Genomic DNA, 16,614 nt, shown 5'->3' on the forward strand with positions numbered 1-16,614 from the left:
AGCGAGTTGCTTCAGCTGAAGGCGTGGCAATTTACCTGCTCCCCCTGCGAACCTTAAAATAGAGGCGTAGGTTTGTGCCTCGTAGAAGGGAGAGAGAATGGTCACACTCACTGAAGAAATGAAGGCCATGATCAAGGACAATCTTGGCTATGTTGCAACTGTTGATGAGAACGGAAACCCAGATGTCGGCCCTAAGATGTCGTTGACGGTTCTCGATGATTCTCACATTATGTACTATGAGCGCACTGCTCGTCAGACTTTGGAAAACTTGCGCGCTAATGGCAAGCTCGTCATCGCTGTTGCTAACTTGGCAACGAAGAAGGGCTTCCGTTTCAAGGGCGATGTTGTTTTGCACAAGGATGATGACATTTATGCAGATGCCATCAAGTTCGCTGATGAGCATGGTCTCAAGCATCCAGAGGTTGTTCCAGTGATGGAAGTCCGCCGCGTTGAGCTTCTCGACGCTGGTCCAAAGGCTGGCACCTTGCTCGTGGAAGGCTGAGATTATTAGCATGCGATGAGGTTGCGATACAACTTTCGTCGCACGTTTTTTCACTTTCACGCTGAGGGGAGCTTTCTTGCGAAGCTCCCCCCCCCCTATTTGTTTTATCAGCGCTCTCCTTCCTTATTCAGGAAAACGATAATGACAATCTGATAATCTCAAATGACAAACACGACGCTGTGCATAGTGGCGAGAAAAAAACAGGACAGTGGTGTTCCGGTTTGCCGTACTGATAATCTGAAGAAAGTGAAGGAGGACGAGCATGCGCCTAATTTCTGGCATTTTCAAGGGTTTTGAGGTGAAAGCTCCTCATGCGGGGACTCGGCCAACGACAGACCGTGCCAAAGAGGGGATTTTCTCGCATCTTGAGTCGGAGAATATGCTGGACGGTGTTGCTGTGCTTGACCTTTTTGCAGGTACGGGCACTCTTGGTTTTGAGGCGCTGTCACGAGGTGCATGCTCGCTGGTGCTCGTCGATAATTCTTCCCAAGCTTATGCGCTATTGAATGATGCCCTGCGTCGTATGCGTAAACTAGGCGCGTGGGATTCTTCTCATATGCAAGCCAGCGTTCGGCGGATGAATGCGCAGAATTTTGTGGCGTACTTGGCTTCTCCCCGCATAGATTCCCCTCAGAAATCCCTCTCAACGCTACCTTCTGGCGAGCTCCCTTCCCAGGAGGCGAGCGAGCTTTCTGAAAAGCAAGAACAGTGGGATCTCGTGTTTCTTGACCCTCCTTACGCTTTCTCGGATGAAGCATTTAACCAGTTAATGGCCGATCTGGCACAGACGGGAAGGCTTTCCTCAGTGTGTGAAATTGTAGCGGAACGCTCGTCTCGTACTGCAATTCCGATGCCTCCCGATGGGTGGAGCATTGAGCAAAGCAAGAAATATGGAGAAACAGTTATCTATTACATTGTGCGAGCAGAAAGCTTGTGAGCCTTGGCTAGGGCTGAAAGTCGGGAATTTTGAGAAAGAATTGAGATCACCACCGAGCATAATCGGAGAACTGTGACAATACTGCAGCAAACTGCCGGCAATTCAAGGTCCCGCTTTTCAGATTTATTCCCGAAAACTTTTAGTTTCTGATTTAGGCGAAAATACAGTTTTTGTTCAGCTCCTCCCGCTAAGCTGACCAACAGAAACAGACAGCTTAGAGGCTGGTGAAGTGGAGCAGGTATTCAACTCTTCGCTGAACTCAACAGCTATCTGCAAGAGAGTGTGAGAATGTGGCAAGCAATACCACATTCATGGCAGAAGGAGAACTTATGGAATCCGCAGTGATCAATGCTTTGAAGAATCGTCGCTCTATTTACGCACTGGGTTCTGGCAGCCCAATCTCCGACGATGAGATCGCTCAGCTCGTCAAGGATGCTGTCGAGGCAATCCCATCCGCTTTCAACGCACAGACTCAGAGCGCTGTCGTTCTCTTCGGTGAGAAGCATCAGCAGTTGTGGCAGATCGTTCGTGAAACTCTCTTCGCCATGCTCCCAGACGAGGAAGCCAAGGCAAAGACTGGCGCTAAGCTCGACAGCTTTGCCGCAGGCCATGGCACTGTTCTCTTCTTCTCTGATGTGGCAACTGTTGCTGATCAGCAGAAGAACTTCCCACTCTATGCAGATCACTTCCCACAGTGGGCTGATGAGGGAATCGGCATGCTCCAGATTGCTGTGTGGGCTGCTTTGGAAGAAGCTGGCTTGGGTGTGAACCTGCAGCACTACAACCCACTCATTGATGAGAAGGTTGCTGCAGCCTTTAATATTCCTGCTGGTCGTCAGCTCGTCTCCCAGATGGTGTTTGGCGAGGTGAAGGCTCCTGCCGGTGAGAAGCAGGATAACGTCTCTCTCGAAGACCGTTTCAAGGTTCTCAAGTGAGCTTGCTCTAAGCTCCGGCTTCTGTTGCTCGAGATTATCAGTGCACAGAAGCATCTTTGTTTGCATTGCCGCGGGTTTTACCCGCGGCTTTTTGTGTTGTGAGCAGAAAACCGCTCCAGCGGTCTAGCGTACTGACGGCTTAGCTCTTGGTCAGGTACTTTTCGTTCGCCCGCAAGAAGTCCAACACTGCGCCCATGAGCTGCGGGTAGGCTGTCAGGTTCGAATCTGCTTGGAGAAGGTCACGCGCCTGCTCACGAGCAGATTCGATCATCGCCGCATCCTTCACCACGCGCAACAGCTTGAAGGAACTCTTCCCACCGCTCTGCGCATCACCCAGAACATCACCGACACCGCGCAATTCAATGTCCGCTTGGGCGATCTGAGCACCATCATGTGAGGATTGAATCACTTTCAAACGCTGCTCGGCCAAACTACCTGGTTCAGCGGTGGAGATTAGGAAGCACCAGCCTTGCGTTCCACCGCGACCCACGCGGCCACGCAGCTGGTGTAACTGGGTGAGGCCGAAGTGGTTGGCATCGAAAATGACGATGCAGCTCGCCTGCTTCACATCCACACCCACTTCGATCACGGTTGTGGCCACCAGCACCGGTGTAGCACCACTTTCAAAATCGGCCATCACCTGGTTTTTCGTGTCTTCGTCGTCGCGGCCAGTCAAAGTGGCGAGCTTAATTCCAGCAAATTGCGGTAGTGCAGAAAGTCTCTCTTGGATTTCCGTCACCGAATGCAGAGGATGCTGCGCATCCATGCCCGCATCTTCCTCGTCTTCCGTGAAGTATTCCACTCCGGACGCCAGTTCGCGGTGTGCAGCATTATTCGTGCTATCGATGGCCGGGCAAATAATATACGCGCGTTCGCCCTGCTCGATTCTGGCGCGCACATGCTGGAAGACTTGTGCCATCAGCGGCCCGTTTGCTTCCGGGATGATGTGCGTGCGGATAGGTTGGCGTCCTGATGGCAGGCCTTTGAGTTCGCTGAGTTCGAGGTCACCAAACCACGTCATTGCAGCGGTTCTCGGGATTGGTGTTGCCGTCATCACCAGCAGGTGTGGGGTGCGCTCTGCCTTAGAAAGCAGCGTATCGCGCTGTTCTACGCCGAAGCGGTGCTGCTCGTCGATGATGGCTAAAGCCATGCGAGGGGCTTGGAAGTGCGTTGAAAAAGCCGCGTGGGTGGCGATCACCAGGCAGGGTTCGCCGCTGGCCACGAGCGCGAGATTTTCTCGCTTTTCCTTCTGTTTCAGCGCTCCCGTCAGCAGCACGACTGGTGGCAAGTCTGCCCCCTCGAGCTGGGCGATTCGCTGGCGAATATTCTCATAATGTTGCTCGGCAAGCACTTGAGTGGGCGCAACAAGCACTGCCTGGTAGCCTGCATCAACCGCTTGGAGCATCGACAGCAGCGCGACCAAGGTTTTGCCAGAACCCACTTCACCTTGCAGGAGGCGCTGCATAGGGTGAGTGAGTGCCATGTCAGTGCTAATCTCGCGAAGTACCTGCTCCTGGCCTGGGGTGAGCGTGAAGGGCAAGCTCGCGCACAAACGTGCCATAAGGCTGGGCTTTCCTTGCGCAGTAAGGCCGGTGGCAAGGGAAGGCTCGGGGCAAGGGAAGGATTCTTTTTCCTCGGTTTGACGGCGTTGGTGTAAAAGGCTGGTTTGCGAGACGAAAGCCTCTTCGAAACGCATGGTGCGCAGGCCTTCATAAAATTCCTGCGTGGTTTGCGGGTTGTGAATGGCGACGAGGGCTTGGAAGCGGCTCATCAGCTGGTTTTTCTCGCGAATCTGTTGTGGCAAGACGCTGGGTACGCTTTGGCTCTCGAATTTCTCCAGATTATCAGTGCTCACCATCGCCTGCTCGCTCGCAGCCCTCAGCTCGCTCGCAGCACACGCCAATTCCGCTGGGCGCGCAGGCGCAAGCTCACCCTCGCTCACGCTCGTCGACGCAGGAGTGGCCTGGCCCATCAGCCCATCTTGGAGGGCGAGTGCGGTGAGAAGCCCCACAATCTGCTCATGGATACGGTCGGTCGAATAGCGAGCGGAAGCGTGATACACCGGGCGCGGACGCGTTGCTCTGTCAATAGCAGCCTGAGCGGTGGGAGCGTCGTGGCCAATCACCTGAATATCGGGGTGAGTGAACTGCAAAACATTGTTGTATACGCTCGCGGAACCGTTGAACACAATCTCCGTGTTCGCACTCAAGCGCGAGAGCATCCAGGAAGAATACCCCTGGTTGCGCGAGAAGAACACAAGTTCCGCCGTGGCGGTATCATCTTCAACCACAGCGATGACGCGGGTTCCTCGCCGTGCTGCAAAGGGAACGGCACGGCTGGAGAGCACACGCGCATGCACAGCAACAGCTTGGCCGCTCGCCGCATCGCGCAAAGAAGTGAGCGGCAGAGGGTCGGTGACGCGGAAGGGGTAGTAGGTGAGCGCGTCAGCAACGGTTCGCAAGCCAAAATGCTTGAGCATCGTCGCTTTACGCTTGTTACCCAGAGCAGTTTCCAAGGGCATTTCCCACGAAAGGCGCATTCTCTCCTCCTCCCATTCACATGGCTAGCACATACAGAAAAACCCGAGGGCTTCCCCTCGGGTTAAACGTTCACTGAGAACTTCAGCGAGCAGCGCGCTGGACCTTACCAGCCTTCAGGCATTTGGTGCACACGCGCAGCTTCAGGGAAGCACCCTCGCCAGCGTCCACGCGCACAACCTGCAGGTTTGGCATGAAGCGACGCTTGGTGCGACGATGCGAATGAGAAACGTTGTAACCGGTCTGCGGGCCCTTACCGCAGACAGCGCAAAGAGCAGACATATTGCCCCTACCTTCCACAAGCCGAGCGGGCGTTAGCCAAACACTCGGAAAACTCAAGCCAGAATGCCCTCAAGGTACAATGACCCCTCACAGGCACAACGGAACAAGACTAGCGCACACGCCGGACTCATTCAACTGTTCATGAACTTGCGCTCACAGCGAGGAGTTGATCAACTGAGTAATCGCGTCCGTGTAGCTCAAACCCATATGTTCCCACGCCATCGGCCACATGGAAATAGCGGTGAAACCAGGCATCGTGTTCACCTCGTTCACCATCACCGTACCGTCTGGCTCGACGAAGCAATCCACACGCATCAAACCGCGGCCGTTCAAAGCCGTGAATGCGCGAGAAGCAACGTCACGTACCTTCTGCAAAGTCTCTTGAGGAAGGTCGGCGGGAACGTGAGCGTGAGAAGTGGAAGAAGATTGGTACTTCTGCTCGAAATCGTAGAAAGTATCGGACTCGTTCACCACCTCACCTGGCCATGCCGTTTGAGGCTCAACCGTCTGGTCCAAGGACAGCACGGCGCACTCAATCTCGCGAGCGGTGATGCACTTCTCAATGATAATCTCATGGTCGTAGCCTGCTGCCAGCCACAAGGCAGGAAGGAGCTCCTCCAGATTATCAACGCGAGAAACTCCAATAGACGAGCCACCATCACCCGGCTTCACAAAGAGCGGGAAAGCCAAGCCTTCCTTCTCCACGCGCGCGAGGATCTGTTCCTTATTCGCCTCAAAGTGGCTTGCAGCGTCCAGCGTACGAGCGTCAAGGGCAAAGCCAGGAGCCACCGGGATGCCAGCAGCCTTCAAAATCACCTTGGTAAAGCGCTTATCAATGCCAGCAGCGGAAGCAAAAATACCGCAACCCACATAAGGAACACCCAAAGTTTCCAGCATGCCTTGAATAGCGCCATCTTCGCCACCCAAACCGTGCAAAACCGGGAAAACAGCGTCAACATGGCCCAAAGGCTGCAAGTTCTGCTCAGAAACCGGCTTACCCACCGTCCCTGGCTCACCAACAAAGAAGCCATCGCCATGAGCAGTGAAATCGATCACCACCGGGCGAGATTTCTCATCAGCTGTGAGCTCGGGCAGAGAGTCGAGAGAGTAAGACGTAGGGTCAGTGTTGGAAATAATCCACTCGCCCTGCTTGGTAATGCCAATGGCCACCGGCTCGAACAGAGTACGATCGATAGCCTTGAGGGCCGAACCCGCAGAAACGCAGGAAATAGAGTGCTCCGAGGAGCGGCCACCATAGAGTACGACAACGCGCTTCATGCTCACCTCACTCGCCTTGTGCGTTCATGAGAGCGGCGAACATCTGCTGGAAGGAGTAGCCATCCTTCAACACATGGTTCATGGCCTCAGCCAAAGGCATGCTCACACCCAAACGGCCAGCGAGCTCGAGCACGGCAGCGGTCGTAGCAACACCTTCAGCAACGCCGTCAGAAGCTGCAGTGGCCTCTTCAATGCTCATACCCTTGCCCAGGTTGAAGCCAAAAGTGTAGTTTCGCGACAGTGGCGACGAGCAGGTAGCCACAAGGTCGCCGAAACCTGCCAAGCCTTGGAAAGTCTCAGCCTGAGCGCCGGCAGCTTCACCCAAACGGGTGAGCTCATTCAAGCCCATCATCATGATGACGCCTGCAGTGTTCTCGCCATTGCCAGCACCATGGCTCATTCCCACAGCCAAAGCAGTGACGTTCTTGAGCGAGCCGGCCATTTCCACACCGACCACGTCGTTAGAGGTTACTGGGTAGAAGTAGTCAGTGCGGCAAGCGTCAGCCACAGCCTGAGCTGCATCATCATTCTCAGAAGCCACAACAGCACCGGTTGGCTGGCGCAGAGCAACCTGCTTGGAAAGGTTCGGGCCAGAAACGGCAACGAAACGCGATGCAGGAAGGTCAAGAGCTTCACGAACAACTTCGTCCATGCGCTTACCAGTGTTCTTCTCCACGCCCTTCATCAACGAGACGACGATGGCGGAAGCAGGAATGAGATCCTTAAATTCCTGGAGGGCCACACGAGCGAACTGCGCTGCGATGGCGACAACGATGATCTCGGCGTTCTTCACAGCTTCAGCACGGTCGCCGGTTGCCGTCATATTGGCTGGCAAAGTACCAGCTGCGGGAAGACGATAGGAATTTTGATGGTTTTCACGGATGTCAGCGACGATCTCAGGCTCGATAGCCCACATCGTCACGTCATTACCAGCGTCAGCCACCACACGGCCGAAGCCAGTTCCCCATGCACCTGCACCTAGAACAGTAACGTTAGTCATGCCTCCCATGGTAGTGGGCAGGGCTAACGAATAGGCGCGTGCTCACACCAGCCATAAGCTGCAGTCGGCCGGCGCAAGTCAAACAAGCGGCAGTTCAGTCCTCTCCAGCGACATCACCTTCGCCGAGGTCTTTACTGCGCGGCACGAGCGGCTCGTCAAACTGGTTGGTTTCATCGAGGCGCTCGGTGTCCATCTCATACTCCGCGCTCAAAGCTGGGCGAGGAACACGGCTCATCGTGCGGTAATCCCACATGCCTTCCTGAGGCGGGTTCTCCCCACGAATTTCAGCCATGATGAGCTCCATCGCGCGCCTGATTCGCTCGGTGAGCTCAGCAACAGCCTCCTTGCTCGGCTCACCCTTCCACGATGCTGCATCGACGAGCAAGTCAGAGTAGTCCAAAGCCTTACCAATGCCGAGCATGATGTTCTTGCGCGGCCACGGCCAGAAGTTGTTGATGGATGCGCCACCCCACGTCACCGCAGGGAAAATCGGCACAGGGTAGCCCAAACGCTGGGACGCTTCCAAAGCAATGTAAGCAATTCCGGGCTTGAGGGACATCGGCCACTTCTTCGGGTCGCGGCTCACCGTGCCCTCAGGAAAAATGGTGAGAGGCCTTCCCGAAGTGAGAATCTTGATAGATTGCTCTTCAATTTCCTTGGCCTTACCGCCCCTGCGCTCCACAGGCTGCATGCCCACGCATCGCAAAGCCGAGCCAACCCACGGCCATTTGGCCAGCTCAGCTTTCGCCATGAAGCGTGGGCGACGGCCCAAGTGAAACAGCGTCATCATCGGCACAAACACGTCCATCTGCGTGACGTGCGTGGCAGCGGTAATAAACACGCCATTTTGTGGAATATGCTCCACGCCGAAGGCATAGCAGTGAGAACGCATGCGCGTCACAGCAGCAACTCCCGCGAGCAACCTTTCGGTTCGCTTGGGGTTTTGGGCCTCGATTTCCTTGGTGTTTGGCTGGTGCAGACGCCCGTACAAATAGTGCGTCGGGTCCACCAGAGCATGGCGACGCGACAGACGGCGCACTTGCTCGTCGCTCAACGCTGGAACAGACCTACCCGGTGAAGGCTTGCCTGGAGATACCACTGTTGGCCTTTCTCACTCATTCCTATAACACACTGAGATTATCAGCGTGGCACTATCAGCAACGCCCGCTCACTCGATCGTGGCGCCCAATGCACGCAGCTTCCCGCGGAAGTTCTCATAACCGCGGTCGATCAGCGAAATTCCGTGAACGGTGCTCATGCCATCAGCGGCGAGAGCGGCGATCAGATGGCTGAAACCACCACGGATATCAGGAACATCAATGTCAGCACCGTGCAACGGAGTAGGACCCATGATGACGGCCGAATGCACGAAGTTACTCTGACGGAAGCGGCACGGCAGAGAACCCAAGCACTCTTTGTACAGCTGGATTTTTGCGCCCATGCGAATCAGTGAATCAGTGAAGCCGAAACGGTTCTCGTACACGGTTTCGTGAACAATCGACAGGCCGTTAGCTTGTGTCAAAGCGCAGACTAATGGCTGCTGCCAATCTGTCATAAAACCAGGGTGAACGTCGGTTTCGATGGCCACTGGGTTGAGCTCACCACCCGGGTACCAGAAGCGGATGCCGTCGTCGCGAACCTCAAACTTGCCACCGATCTTACGGAAAACGTTGAGGTAGGTGATCATCGTCTCCTGCTCAGCACCCTTGACGAAAATGTCGCCGCGAGTAGCCAAAGCTGCCGAAGCCCAGGATGCGGTTTCGATGCGGTCGGTGAGCGCTCGATGCGAGTAAGGCTCCAAGTGGTCGACGCCCTCAATGCGGATAGTGCGGTCCACGTCGACGGAAATGATGGCGCCCATCTTCTGCAGCACAGCAACCAAAGCCATGATTTCTGGCTCCACAGCAGCGTTCGTCAACTCCGTCTTACCCTGAGCGAGGACGGCAGCGAGCAAAGTCTGCTCGGTAGCGCCCACCGACGGGTACGGCAGGTGAATTTGAGCGCCATGCAGGCCGTGAGGAGCGGTGATATGCGTGCCGCCCTTGTACGTGTTATCTACCACTGCGCCAAGCTTTTGCAAGGTGGCCAGGTGAAAGTCGATCGGGCGGTTGCCGATCATGTCACCACCGAGGCTCGGCAGGAATGCTTCGCCCAAACGGTGCAGCAGTGGGCCGGAGAAGAGGATCGGGATGCGAGAAGAACCGGAGAGGGTGTGCACGTCGGCGACATCAGCGCGGGAAACGTCGGAGGCATCGATCGTCACGACGCCTTCTTCAGGCTGATAATCTACCGTAATGCCGTGCAGGCGCAGGAGGTCGGAGACGACGCGAACGTCGCGGATTGCGGGGACATTGCGCAAAACGGAGGTGCCTGGTGCCAGCAGAGCAGCCACCATTGCCTTGCTCACGAAATTCTTGGCGCCGCGAACCTCAATGGTGCCTTTCAGCGGTTTGCCGCCCCACACCTTGAGAATATCAGTGTCGTTTTCATCGAACTGCATAGCCGTATTTTCGGCCATAGTGAGCCCCTTCCTCAAGCCGATTCCCCTTGAATTGGTACTCGGATTGGTACTCGGTTAAGGTTGCGTCTAAGCTTTAGTCGTTTCTGGCACGCGCGCAGAAACTATTCCTTCTCACCTTACCGTGAACTTCAGCATCGTGCACATAGGAACGACGAATTAGCACACAGCATGAGAAGAGCAGTGTGCGAGCGGCGGCGGCAGCGGCGCACCTCTCGGCTGCTATTTCTTACCGCGCAAGCGCGCACCCACAGCCGTCAGCGCACCGGCGAGCAAAGCCAGCCCGGCAGCCACGCCAGCAGCCTTCTTCGCCACTTTGCCCGACTTGCGCAAAGCATCCTTCGTCTGCGCCACATTCACGGGAACATGGCTGTTGACGAAGGTGTACACCGAGCGCGAACCCGGAGTTTCGCCCACAATATCAGCGAAGTACAGCAGCTTCGTACGGGGAGATTCCGGGTGGCGAATGTCGAACTCGACGAGTCGGATCGCGCGCTCAGCAGCAGGCGGACCGTACGAACCAAAACCCGAGGTTGGTGTCGCGCACATTTTCACTGAGCTCTTCGGCAAACGTCCCACGAAAGCATTGCGATGGTCGTGGCCAGTGAAAATCGCGCCTACATGCGTGGCGCGCAGAATATCATATTCGCCGCAATCTTCATCCGGGCAGGAAATTCCTTCCCCGAGCTTCGAGCCTTCCTCAACCAGCTCCGGGTTGAGAACATAGCAATTCTGCCCATGCGTACGGTAGCCCTGAATGGCACCGTCATGCGTTGGCTCGACGCGCAGCAGCAGATCGTAATACTGCGGTAGTGGGAAATGTTGGAAGAGCGCAGCCGGGATGGCAGATGCAGCCGACTGGTCTGTGCTGATAATCTGGGGCAATTGGCGAAGCCATTCAAGAGCACGCTCACTGGGCGTACCATAACCACCCTCTCGCGCGTAATCGCCAGAATTGAGCACCACCAAGTTGAGCACCGGGGCATCATCCTTATTTTCCTGGGCTTGCTGGGCCTCCGCCTGGGACGGGATTGCACCATGGTACACCGCGCGTGCCACACGAACCGAGAGGTCCTCAGCCGTGTTGTTCGGCAAATCCCACACGGGCAGGGCAAAAGTTCCTGGCTCCACACCGTACGCAACCTGGCGGCTCATCCCGCTGGCCGGCACATACTGGCCTGAGATTGCCACGCTGTGCTTCTCCCCCACTTCTGGGTTCAGGCATCCGGGGAATTGCCGGTAGATGGCGTCCAGCTCAGCAGTCGAGAGTCCGCACTGAAAATCATGGTTGCCGTACGTGATGGCAAAAGGAATGTGACGCTCGATCAGAGGCTTCAAAAACTGTTCGGCCTGTTCACGCACGAGCTTGCGCGTGTGTTCGAGAGGGTCAACCGGCAAGCGTGAGGCGCCGGCAGCTTCCGGCTGGTTGCCAGCCATCGCCTTTTTCAGCGTGCCTGCCGCACCGCCAGCTACCTGGACTGTTGCCGAATAGGCGCCGTTCCAGCCGCTTGCCCACCTGCGGTTGCGGAAGGTGGGGGCGAAAGCTTTGTCGTAGCCTTTGATCTGGTTGCCGGTAAAGATGACGAGGTCAGGGCGGGCTTCATCGCACGCCTTTTGCAGCAGGTGGATCATATCCGCGGAAACTTTGACGCCTTCTTGAATGTCGGCGACCTGCAGCACGCGGAACTTACCAGATCGGTGAAATTGGAGGCGTCCCAGGCGCATCGAAACGCTTGTTGCGTTGGGAAGGTGGCCTGCGGACGACATTGTTGGCGAATTCATACACACCTGCTTTCTGCCTTATCTGTTACGAGCATAAGGCAGAAAGCTGAAGGCGAGCAGAATTTTTTGAGATTATCAGCGGTACATTTCCTGATCTTCGACAGCAGTGTGCAGCATTTCGTTGTAGTCGTTGATGGCGTATTTCGGTGCTGCCACGCGCTGGTTGACGAGGTTGCAGAACTCTTCGGCCTTGCGAGCCTGGGATGGGCTGGTACCTGCTTCAACTTCCCACAACACGTCGTTGTCGATGTTGGCGGAAACGGTGATGATGCCGGTTTCGGTGTCATATTCGGCGCTCAAGTAGGTCAGGTCAGCCACGTCGTAGTCGGCGACGGCAGTGTTGTTGCCTTCGGCTGCGGCCACGCGAGGGTTGAGGTCGGCGAAGCGAGGTGCGTTCTGCTTAGGAACGACGCGCTCGCCGCGCTTGTTTTCGCCAGCTGCCACGTAACGGATTTGGGAGTTTTCGAGGACGAGCTGTGCGCCATCTTCTCCGGTGAAGGTGGAAAGGGACTTAGCAGTGTAGATGCTGCGTGTTTGTTCAACATAAGTCATACTTCTAGCCTAGTTCGGGCTTTCTACAGAATGGGGTTATGCCTGAGAGGCCAGATTGAAGGCCAAGAGACTGGGCGAGAGCTGAGAGACCGGGTGAGAAGCTGAGAGACCGGGTGAGAAGCTGAGAAGCTGCACGGTAGCTGAAAATAAAAAAGCCCGGGAGCTGAGCTCTCGGGTTTCCTTCGCTGGGGTGCCTGGACTCGAACCAAGAATGGATGAACCAGAATCACCTGTGTTGCCAATTACACCACACCCCAATGGAATGTTCCAGCGTTTTACTGTAGCACTTTCATGCAAAGGAAACGCCGAAGCATTGGTACCCCCAAGCGGATTTGAACCGCTGTTTGCGCCGTGAGAGGGCGATGTCCTGGACCGCTAGACGATGGGGGCATATTCACTTTTTCACCTCGCTGGCGAGGCAACAAAGAAAGACTATACCGATAGTCCAGCAGGAGCGCAAGCGATTTCTCTTTCGGCGTGTCGAAAGAGACCGCTCTGCGCTGCGCATTCACTACACGCAGCGCAGAGCGGCACAGCCTGATAATCTCAAGAAATACGAGGGAAAGTGACCTCAGCCCTTCAACTCACCGAGGTGCTCGCGCAAGGAGCGCAGGCGAGCAACAGTGAGGTCCTTACCCAAAATTTCCATCGACTCAAACAGAGGCGGGGAAACGCGACGGCCAGAAACAGCAACGCGAACCGGACCATAAGCCTTACGCGGCTTGTAGCCAGCCTTCTCAATGAGCTCAGCATCCAAAAGGTCATGCAAGCTCTGAGCCTTCCACTGGCCTTCCTCAACGCCTTCCAACGCATCAGCAGCCTGAGCTAACACATCGTCGGACTCATCCTTAAGCTGCTTGATGGCGTCTGGTTCTGGAGCAATATAAGGCTCTTCGCTCAACAGAGAGCCGACCATTCCAGAAACTTCACCCAGCAAGCGAACGCGAGGCTGAACGAGCTCCACCGAGTCGCTCAACACCTGCTGCTCGCGAGGAGTTAGCTTGTCCCACGAGTCTGCGGAAACCACGTGATCGCGGAAGAGGTAAGGAACCGAGCGGTTCAGGAAATCCTGAGGCTCGAGCTGGCGGATGTGCTCAGCGTTGAGGGCGATGGCCTTGTTCAGATCAAAGTGAGCAGGGTTGGCCTTGACGTTGCGAATATCGAAGTTATCGGCGAGCTCTTGCATGCTGAACACGTCGTTATCTGGGGAAATCGACCAGCCAAGCAGTGCCAGGTAGTTCAGCAGGCCTTCCTTGATGAAGCCCTGGTCGCGCAGCAGGAAGAGGTTGGACTCTGGGTCGCGCTTGGAGAGCTTCTTGTTGCCTTCGCCCATCACGTATGGCATGTGGCCAAAGAGCGGGGTCTGCTTGGCGATGCCGAGCTTCTTCAAGTAATCGTAGAGAACAACTTGGCGTGGGGTGGAGCTCAACAGGTCCTCACCGCGCAGAACGACGTTAATGTTCATCATGGCGTCGTCGACAGGGTTGGTCAGCGTGTAGAGCGCGTCGCCGTTAGGACGCACGATCACGTAGTCAGGAGTGGAGCCAGCCTTGAAGGTGATCGGGCCACGAACGAGGTCGGTGAAGGTTATGTCCTCATCAGGCATGCGCAGGCGGATGGCTGGCTTGCGGCCTTCTGCCAAGTACTTTTCGCGCTGCTCTGGCGTGGTGTTGCGGTCGTAACCGTCGTAGCCGAAGCTTGCTGGACGGCCGTTGGCAACATTGCGCGCGGCAGTCTCTTCTGGAGTGGAGAAGGATTCGTAAGCGTAGCCTGCGTCGAGGAGCTTCTGGGCGACATCCTTGTAGATGTCGGTGCGCTGAGACTGGAAGTATGGGCCGTCTGGGCCGCCGACTTCAACACCCTCATCCCAGTCGATGCCCAGCCAGCGCAGAGCTTCGATGATCTGGTTCAAGCTCTCTTCGGTGTCACGCTGATTATCAGTGTCCTCAATGCGGAACACGAGAGTGCCGTGCGTGTGGCGAGCCTCAGCCCAGTTGAACAGGGCCGTACGGACCATGCCGACGTGTGGGATGCCCGTTGGAGATGGGCAGAAGCGCACGCGCACGTCCTTTGGCAACGTAATGTTTTCAGTGTTTTCACTCATAATTCCATTGTGCCTAGGTATAGGGACGCCCTTGCGCGCGAGCTGGCGGCTTTACTCGTATACTGGATTGCGCATTATTAATTTGTCAGGACGCACGCGGGCTCATCACCTTCCCGCCTCTGCCACCTGGCACCAGCGCGCAAGCGCAGGAAAAGGTGAAATATGATGAATAACTTAAAGCGCGTTCACGGCGTTCGCACCACTCGTAACATCAACGGCCTTCACGGCGTTCACATTGCTCGTCGAGCTCTCAGCATTCTGGCTTCTGCCGCACTCCTGACTTCTCTGGCCGCCTGTGGTAATCAAAAGTCGTCAAGCTCGAGCGCCACCACCTCGTCAAACCAAACGAGTGCAACGAATAAAGCCGACGACAAGAATCTCACCCCCATGAGCTTTATGCTCGACTGGACGCCCAATACCAACCATGTCGGCGTTTATGTTGCCCAGAAGCTCGGCTATTACCAGCAAGCCGGCCTGAAACTCACCATTCTTCCTACCGCCCAGACTGGCGCAGAAACTGCCATCGAATCGGGCGTTGCCAATGTTGGCTTCACTACCCTGTCGAATGTTGCTGCAGTGAACGCATCCGGCTCGCATCTGCACTTTGTTTACGATCTGACGCAAAAGCAGGTGGCCCGCTGGTGCTCGCTCAAGGCCCGCAAGGACATCACTTCTCCGAAGGATTTCTCGGGGAAGACTTTCGTCACTTTTGGCTCTGCTGAACAAACTGCTGTGCTCAAACAGATGATCCGTCACGACGGCGGTAAGCCTGATTTCAAGACGGTGACGGTGGGCACTTCTACCTTCCAGACCTTGACCTCGGGTAAGGGCGATTTTGGTGGCTTCTACGAAACCTGGGAAGGCGTGCAGTCTCGCTTGGACGGCCCAGCTCTCAACTGCTTCATCGCTGGTGATTACGGTGTTCCTGGCAACCCTGACCAGCTGGGCTTTGCTGTGTCGAGCACGTGGGAGAAGGCTCATAGCAAGCAGGTGAAGGCTTTCGTTCAGGCCACTGCTCGCGGCTACCAATATGCGCTGAAGAACCCTGACAAGGCCGCTTCGATTCTTTTGGAGGCAACTCGCTCCTCGGCCCTCGACCCAAAGCTCACGAAGGCTTCGATGAAGGATATTGTTGCGGGCAAGTATTGGGGTGACGCTTCTGGCAAGACGGATGTGACCGCTGCTCAGCAGTACATCAACTTCTTGGCTGACAACAATGTTTACCGCGGCATCGCTCAGGACGCCAAGGTGAAGGATGTGGACGCTGCTGCTCACCCTCAGGCTTCAACTCTGGCAACGAACGACTATGTTGCGTAAAACGCACTCTGGCTCGGTGCATGCTGGCGAGGGCGGCCGCCCTGCTGTCGGAGAAACCCGCTCTTCCGGTCGCCCTACTGGGCACTCTCGCTCCCGTCGGCTTGCAGACACCCTGATTGCCACTGCCACCACGCTGCTCCTGCTCGTGTTGTGGCAGGTTGCCGTGGACGTCACGCACGTCTCTTCGCGCGTGATCACCGGCCCACTCCAGGTTGCGCAAACTCTGGTGGAAGAGTGGGATATTCTCTGGCCTGCAACGAGCCTCACGGCGGTGGAAGGCTTTCTCGGCTTTTTCATCGCCGTGCCCTTGGGCATCGCTTTTGGCGTGTGCCTCTACGCTTCTCACGCTTTGCGCGCTGGCCTGTACCCGCTGCTCACTTTTTTGCAAACCTTGCCTTTGATTACCATTGCGCCGCTTTTCATTATTTGGTTTGGTTTTGAGCCGGTGGGCAAGGTGGTGATGGTGGCGATGCTCTCCCTCTTCCCGGTGGCGATCGGCACGTATCGAGGCCTCGCTTCGGTGCCCAGTTACTTCTCGGATGTCGCTTTGACGTGTGGCGCGGGCAAACTCTGGACTCTGTTTCACGTGAAAATGCGCGTTGCTGCTCGCCAGATTCTCTCCGGCATGCGCATTTCGGCGGTCTATGTTTTCGGCACGGCTGTCACGGCGGAATACCTCGGCGCGCAAAACGGCTTGGGCATTACGCTTCAGGCCGCTTTCAACTCGTTCCGCACCCCGCTGGTCCTCGCCGTCACTGTGCTCGTCGTGGCACTCACTGGCCTACTGACTGGCTTGGTTGCGCTGGTCAATAGCCTGTGGCTGGGTCGCGATGATGACAACTTCGATATGTGAGTTGCTTGAGATTATCA

14 protein-coding genes and 2 tRNA genes are annotated in these 16,614 nt (G+C 56.1%); 5 read left to right on the plus strand and 11 right to left on the minus strand.

Features of this window, described 5'->3' with window-relative positions:
• Nucleotides 1-97: 97 nt before the first annotated feature.
• The 3 genes from AEAE_RS00495 (at nucleotide 98) to AEAE_RS00505 (ending at nucleotide 2,374) form a co-directional block, all read left to right on the plus strand.
• Nucleotides 98-502 (plus strand): pyridoxamine 5'-phosphate oxidase family protein, encoded by a 405-nt coding sequence (locus tag AEAE_RS00495; RefSeq protein WP_094689223.1) that lies wholly within the window; start codon nucleotides 98-100, stop codon nucleotides 500-502.
• Nucleotides 503-764: 262 nt separating this feature from the next.
• A complete protein-coding gene (locus AEAE_RS00500; protein WP_094689224.1) occupies nucleotides 765-1,439 on the plus strand; it encodes an RsmD family RNA methyltransferase in 675 nt (224 codons plus the stop codon).
• A gap of 329 nt (nucleotides 1,440-1,768) precedes the next feature.
• The gene (locus tag AEAE_RS00505; protein ID WP_094689225.1) at nucleotides 1,769-2,374 is read left to right on the plus strand and encodes a nitroreductase family protein; all 606 of its coding nucleotides are present in this window, start codon (nucleotides 1,769-1,771) and stop codon (nucleotides 2,372-2,374) included.
• Between the two features lie 139 nt (nucleotides 2,375-2,513).
• Here the strand turns inward: AEAE_RS00505 and AEAE_RS00510 are convergent, their stop codons facing one another.
• The 11 genes from AEAE_RS00510 to gltX form a co-directional block, all read right to left on the minus strand.
• A complete protein-coding gene (locus tag AEAE_RS00510) occupies nucleotides 2,514-4,913 on the minus strand; it encodes an ATP-dependent DNA helicase RecG (protein WP_094689226.1) in 2,400 nt (799 codons plus the stop codon).
• 82 nt (nucleotides 4,914-4,995) lie between these two features.
• Nucleotides 4,996-5,193 carry a 50S ribosomal protein L28 gene (rpmB, locus tag AEAE_RS00515; RefSeq protein WP_094689227.1) on the minus strand — a complete coding sequence of 66 codons (198 nt, stop codon included), beginning with the start codon at nucleotides 5,191-5,193 and terminating at the stop codon, nucleotides 4,996-4,998.
• 153 nt (nucleotides 5,194-5,346) lie between these two features.
• Nucleotides 5,347-6,477: a D-alanine--D-alanine ligase family protein gene (locus AEAE_RS00520; RefSeq protein ID WP_179373191.1), complete on the minus strand. Its 1,131-nt coding sequence runs from the start codon at nucleotides 6,475-6,477 to the stop codon at nucleotides 5,347-5,349.
• Nucleotide 6,478: 1 nt separating this feature from the next.
• On the minus strand, nucleotides 6,479-7,471 hold the full coding sequence (locus AEAE_RS00525) for an NAD(P)H-dependent glycerol-3-phosphate dehydrogenase (protein WP_094689229.1): 993 nt from the start codon (nucleotides 7,469-7,471) through the stop codon (nucleotides 6,479-6,481).
• 94 nt (nucleotides 7,472-7,565) lie between these two features.
• Nucleotides 7,566-8,570: a lysophospholipid acyltransferase family protein gene (locus tag AEAE_RS00530; RefSeq protein ID WP_094689230.1), complete on the minus strand. Its 1,005-nt coding sequence runs from the start codon at nucleotides 8,568-8,570 to the stop codon at nucleotides 7,566-7,568.
• Between the two features lie 69 nt (nucleotides 8,571-8,639).
• A complete protein-coding gene (gene murA / locus AEAE_RS00535) occupies nucleotides 8,640-9,989 on the minus strand; it encodes a UDP-N-acetylglucosamine 1-carboxyvinyltransferase (RefSeq protein ID WP_420809202.1) in 1,350 nt (449 codons plus the stop codon).
• 222 nt (nucleotides 9,990-10,211) lie between these two features.
• Entirely contained in the window at nucleotides 10,212-11,771 is a 1,560-nt protein-coding gene (locus AEAE_RS00540; protein WP_094689231.1) for a metallophosphoesterase family protein, read from the minus strand.
• A gap of 75 nt (nucleotides 11,772-11,846) precedes the next feature.
• The gene (locus AEAE_RS00545; protein ID WP_094689232.1) at nucleotides 11,847-12,323 is read right to left on the minus strand and encodes a hypothetical protein; all 477 of its coding nucleotides are present in this window, start codon (nucleotides 12,321-12,323) and stop codon (nucleotides 11,847-11,849) included.
• Nucleotides 12,324-12,508: 185 nt separating this feature from the next.
• Nucleotides 12,509-12,580 (minus strand) — tRNA-Gln (locus AEAE_RS00550).
• A 57-nt stretch (nucleotides 12,581-12,637) separates the two neighbouring features.
• Nucleotides 12,638-12,713: transfer RNA gene (locus AEAE_RS00555), tRNA-Glu, on the minus strand.
• A 181-nt stretch (nucleotides 12,714-12,894) separates the two neighbouring features.
• Nucleotides 12,895-14,427 (minus strand): glutamate--tRNA ligase, encoded by a 1,533-nt coding sequence (gene gltX / locus AEAE_RS00560; RefSeq protein ID WP_094689233.1) that lies wholly within the window; start codon nucleotides 14,425-14,427, stop codon nucleotides 12,895-12,897.
• Between the two features lie 162 nt (nucleotides 14,428-14,589).
• Here gltX and AEAE_RS00565 point away from each other — a divergent pair, with 162 nt between their 5' ends.
• The gene (locus tag AEAE_RS00565; RefSeq protein ID WP_244569568.1) at nucleotides 14,590-15,744 is read left to right on the plus strand and encodes an ABC transporter substrate-binding protein; all 1,155 of its coding nucleotides are present in this window, start codon (nucleotides 14,590-14,592) and stop codon (nucleotides 15,742-15,744) included.
• Nucleotides 15,734-16,597, plus strand: a complete 864-nt coding sequence (locus tag AEAE_RS00570; protein ID WP_094689234.1) for an ABC transporter permease — start codon at nucleotides 15,734-15,736, stop codon at nucleotides 16,595-16,597. Before AEAE_RS00565 ends, AEAE_RS00570 begins: the two co-directional genes overlap by 11 nt.
• Nucleotides 16,598-16,614: the final 17 nt, after the last annotated feature.

The sequence above is a fragment of the Aeriscardovia aeriphila genome (genome assembly GCF_002259595.1).
In the GTDB taxonomy this organism is placed as follows: domain Bacteria; phylum Actinomycetota; class Actinomycetes; order Actinomycetales; family Bifidobacteriaceae; genus Aeriscardovia; species Aeriscardovia aeriphila.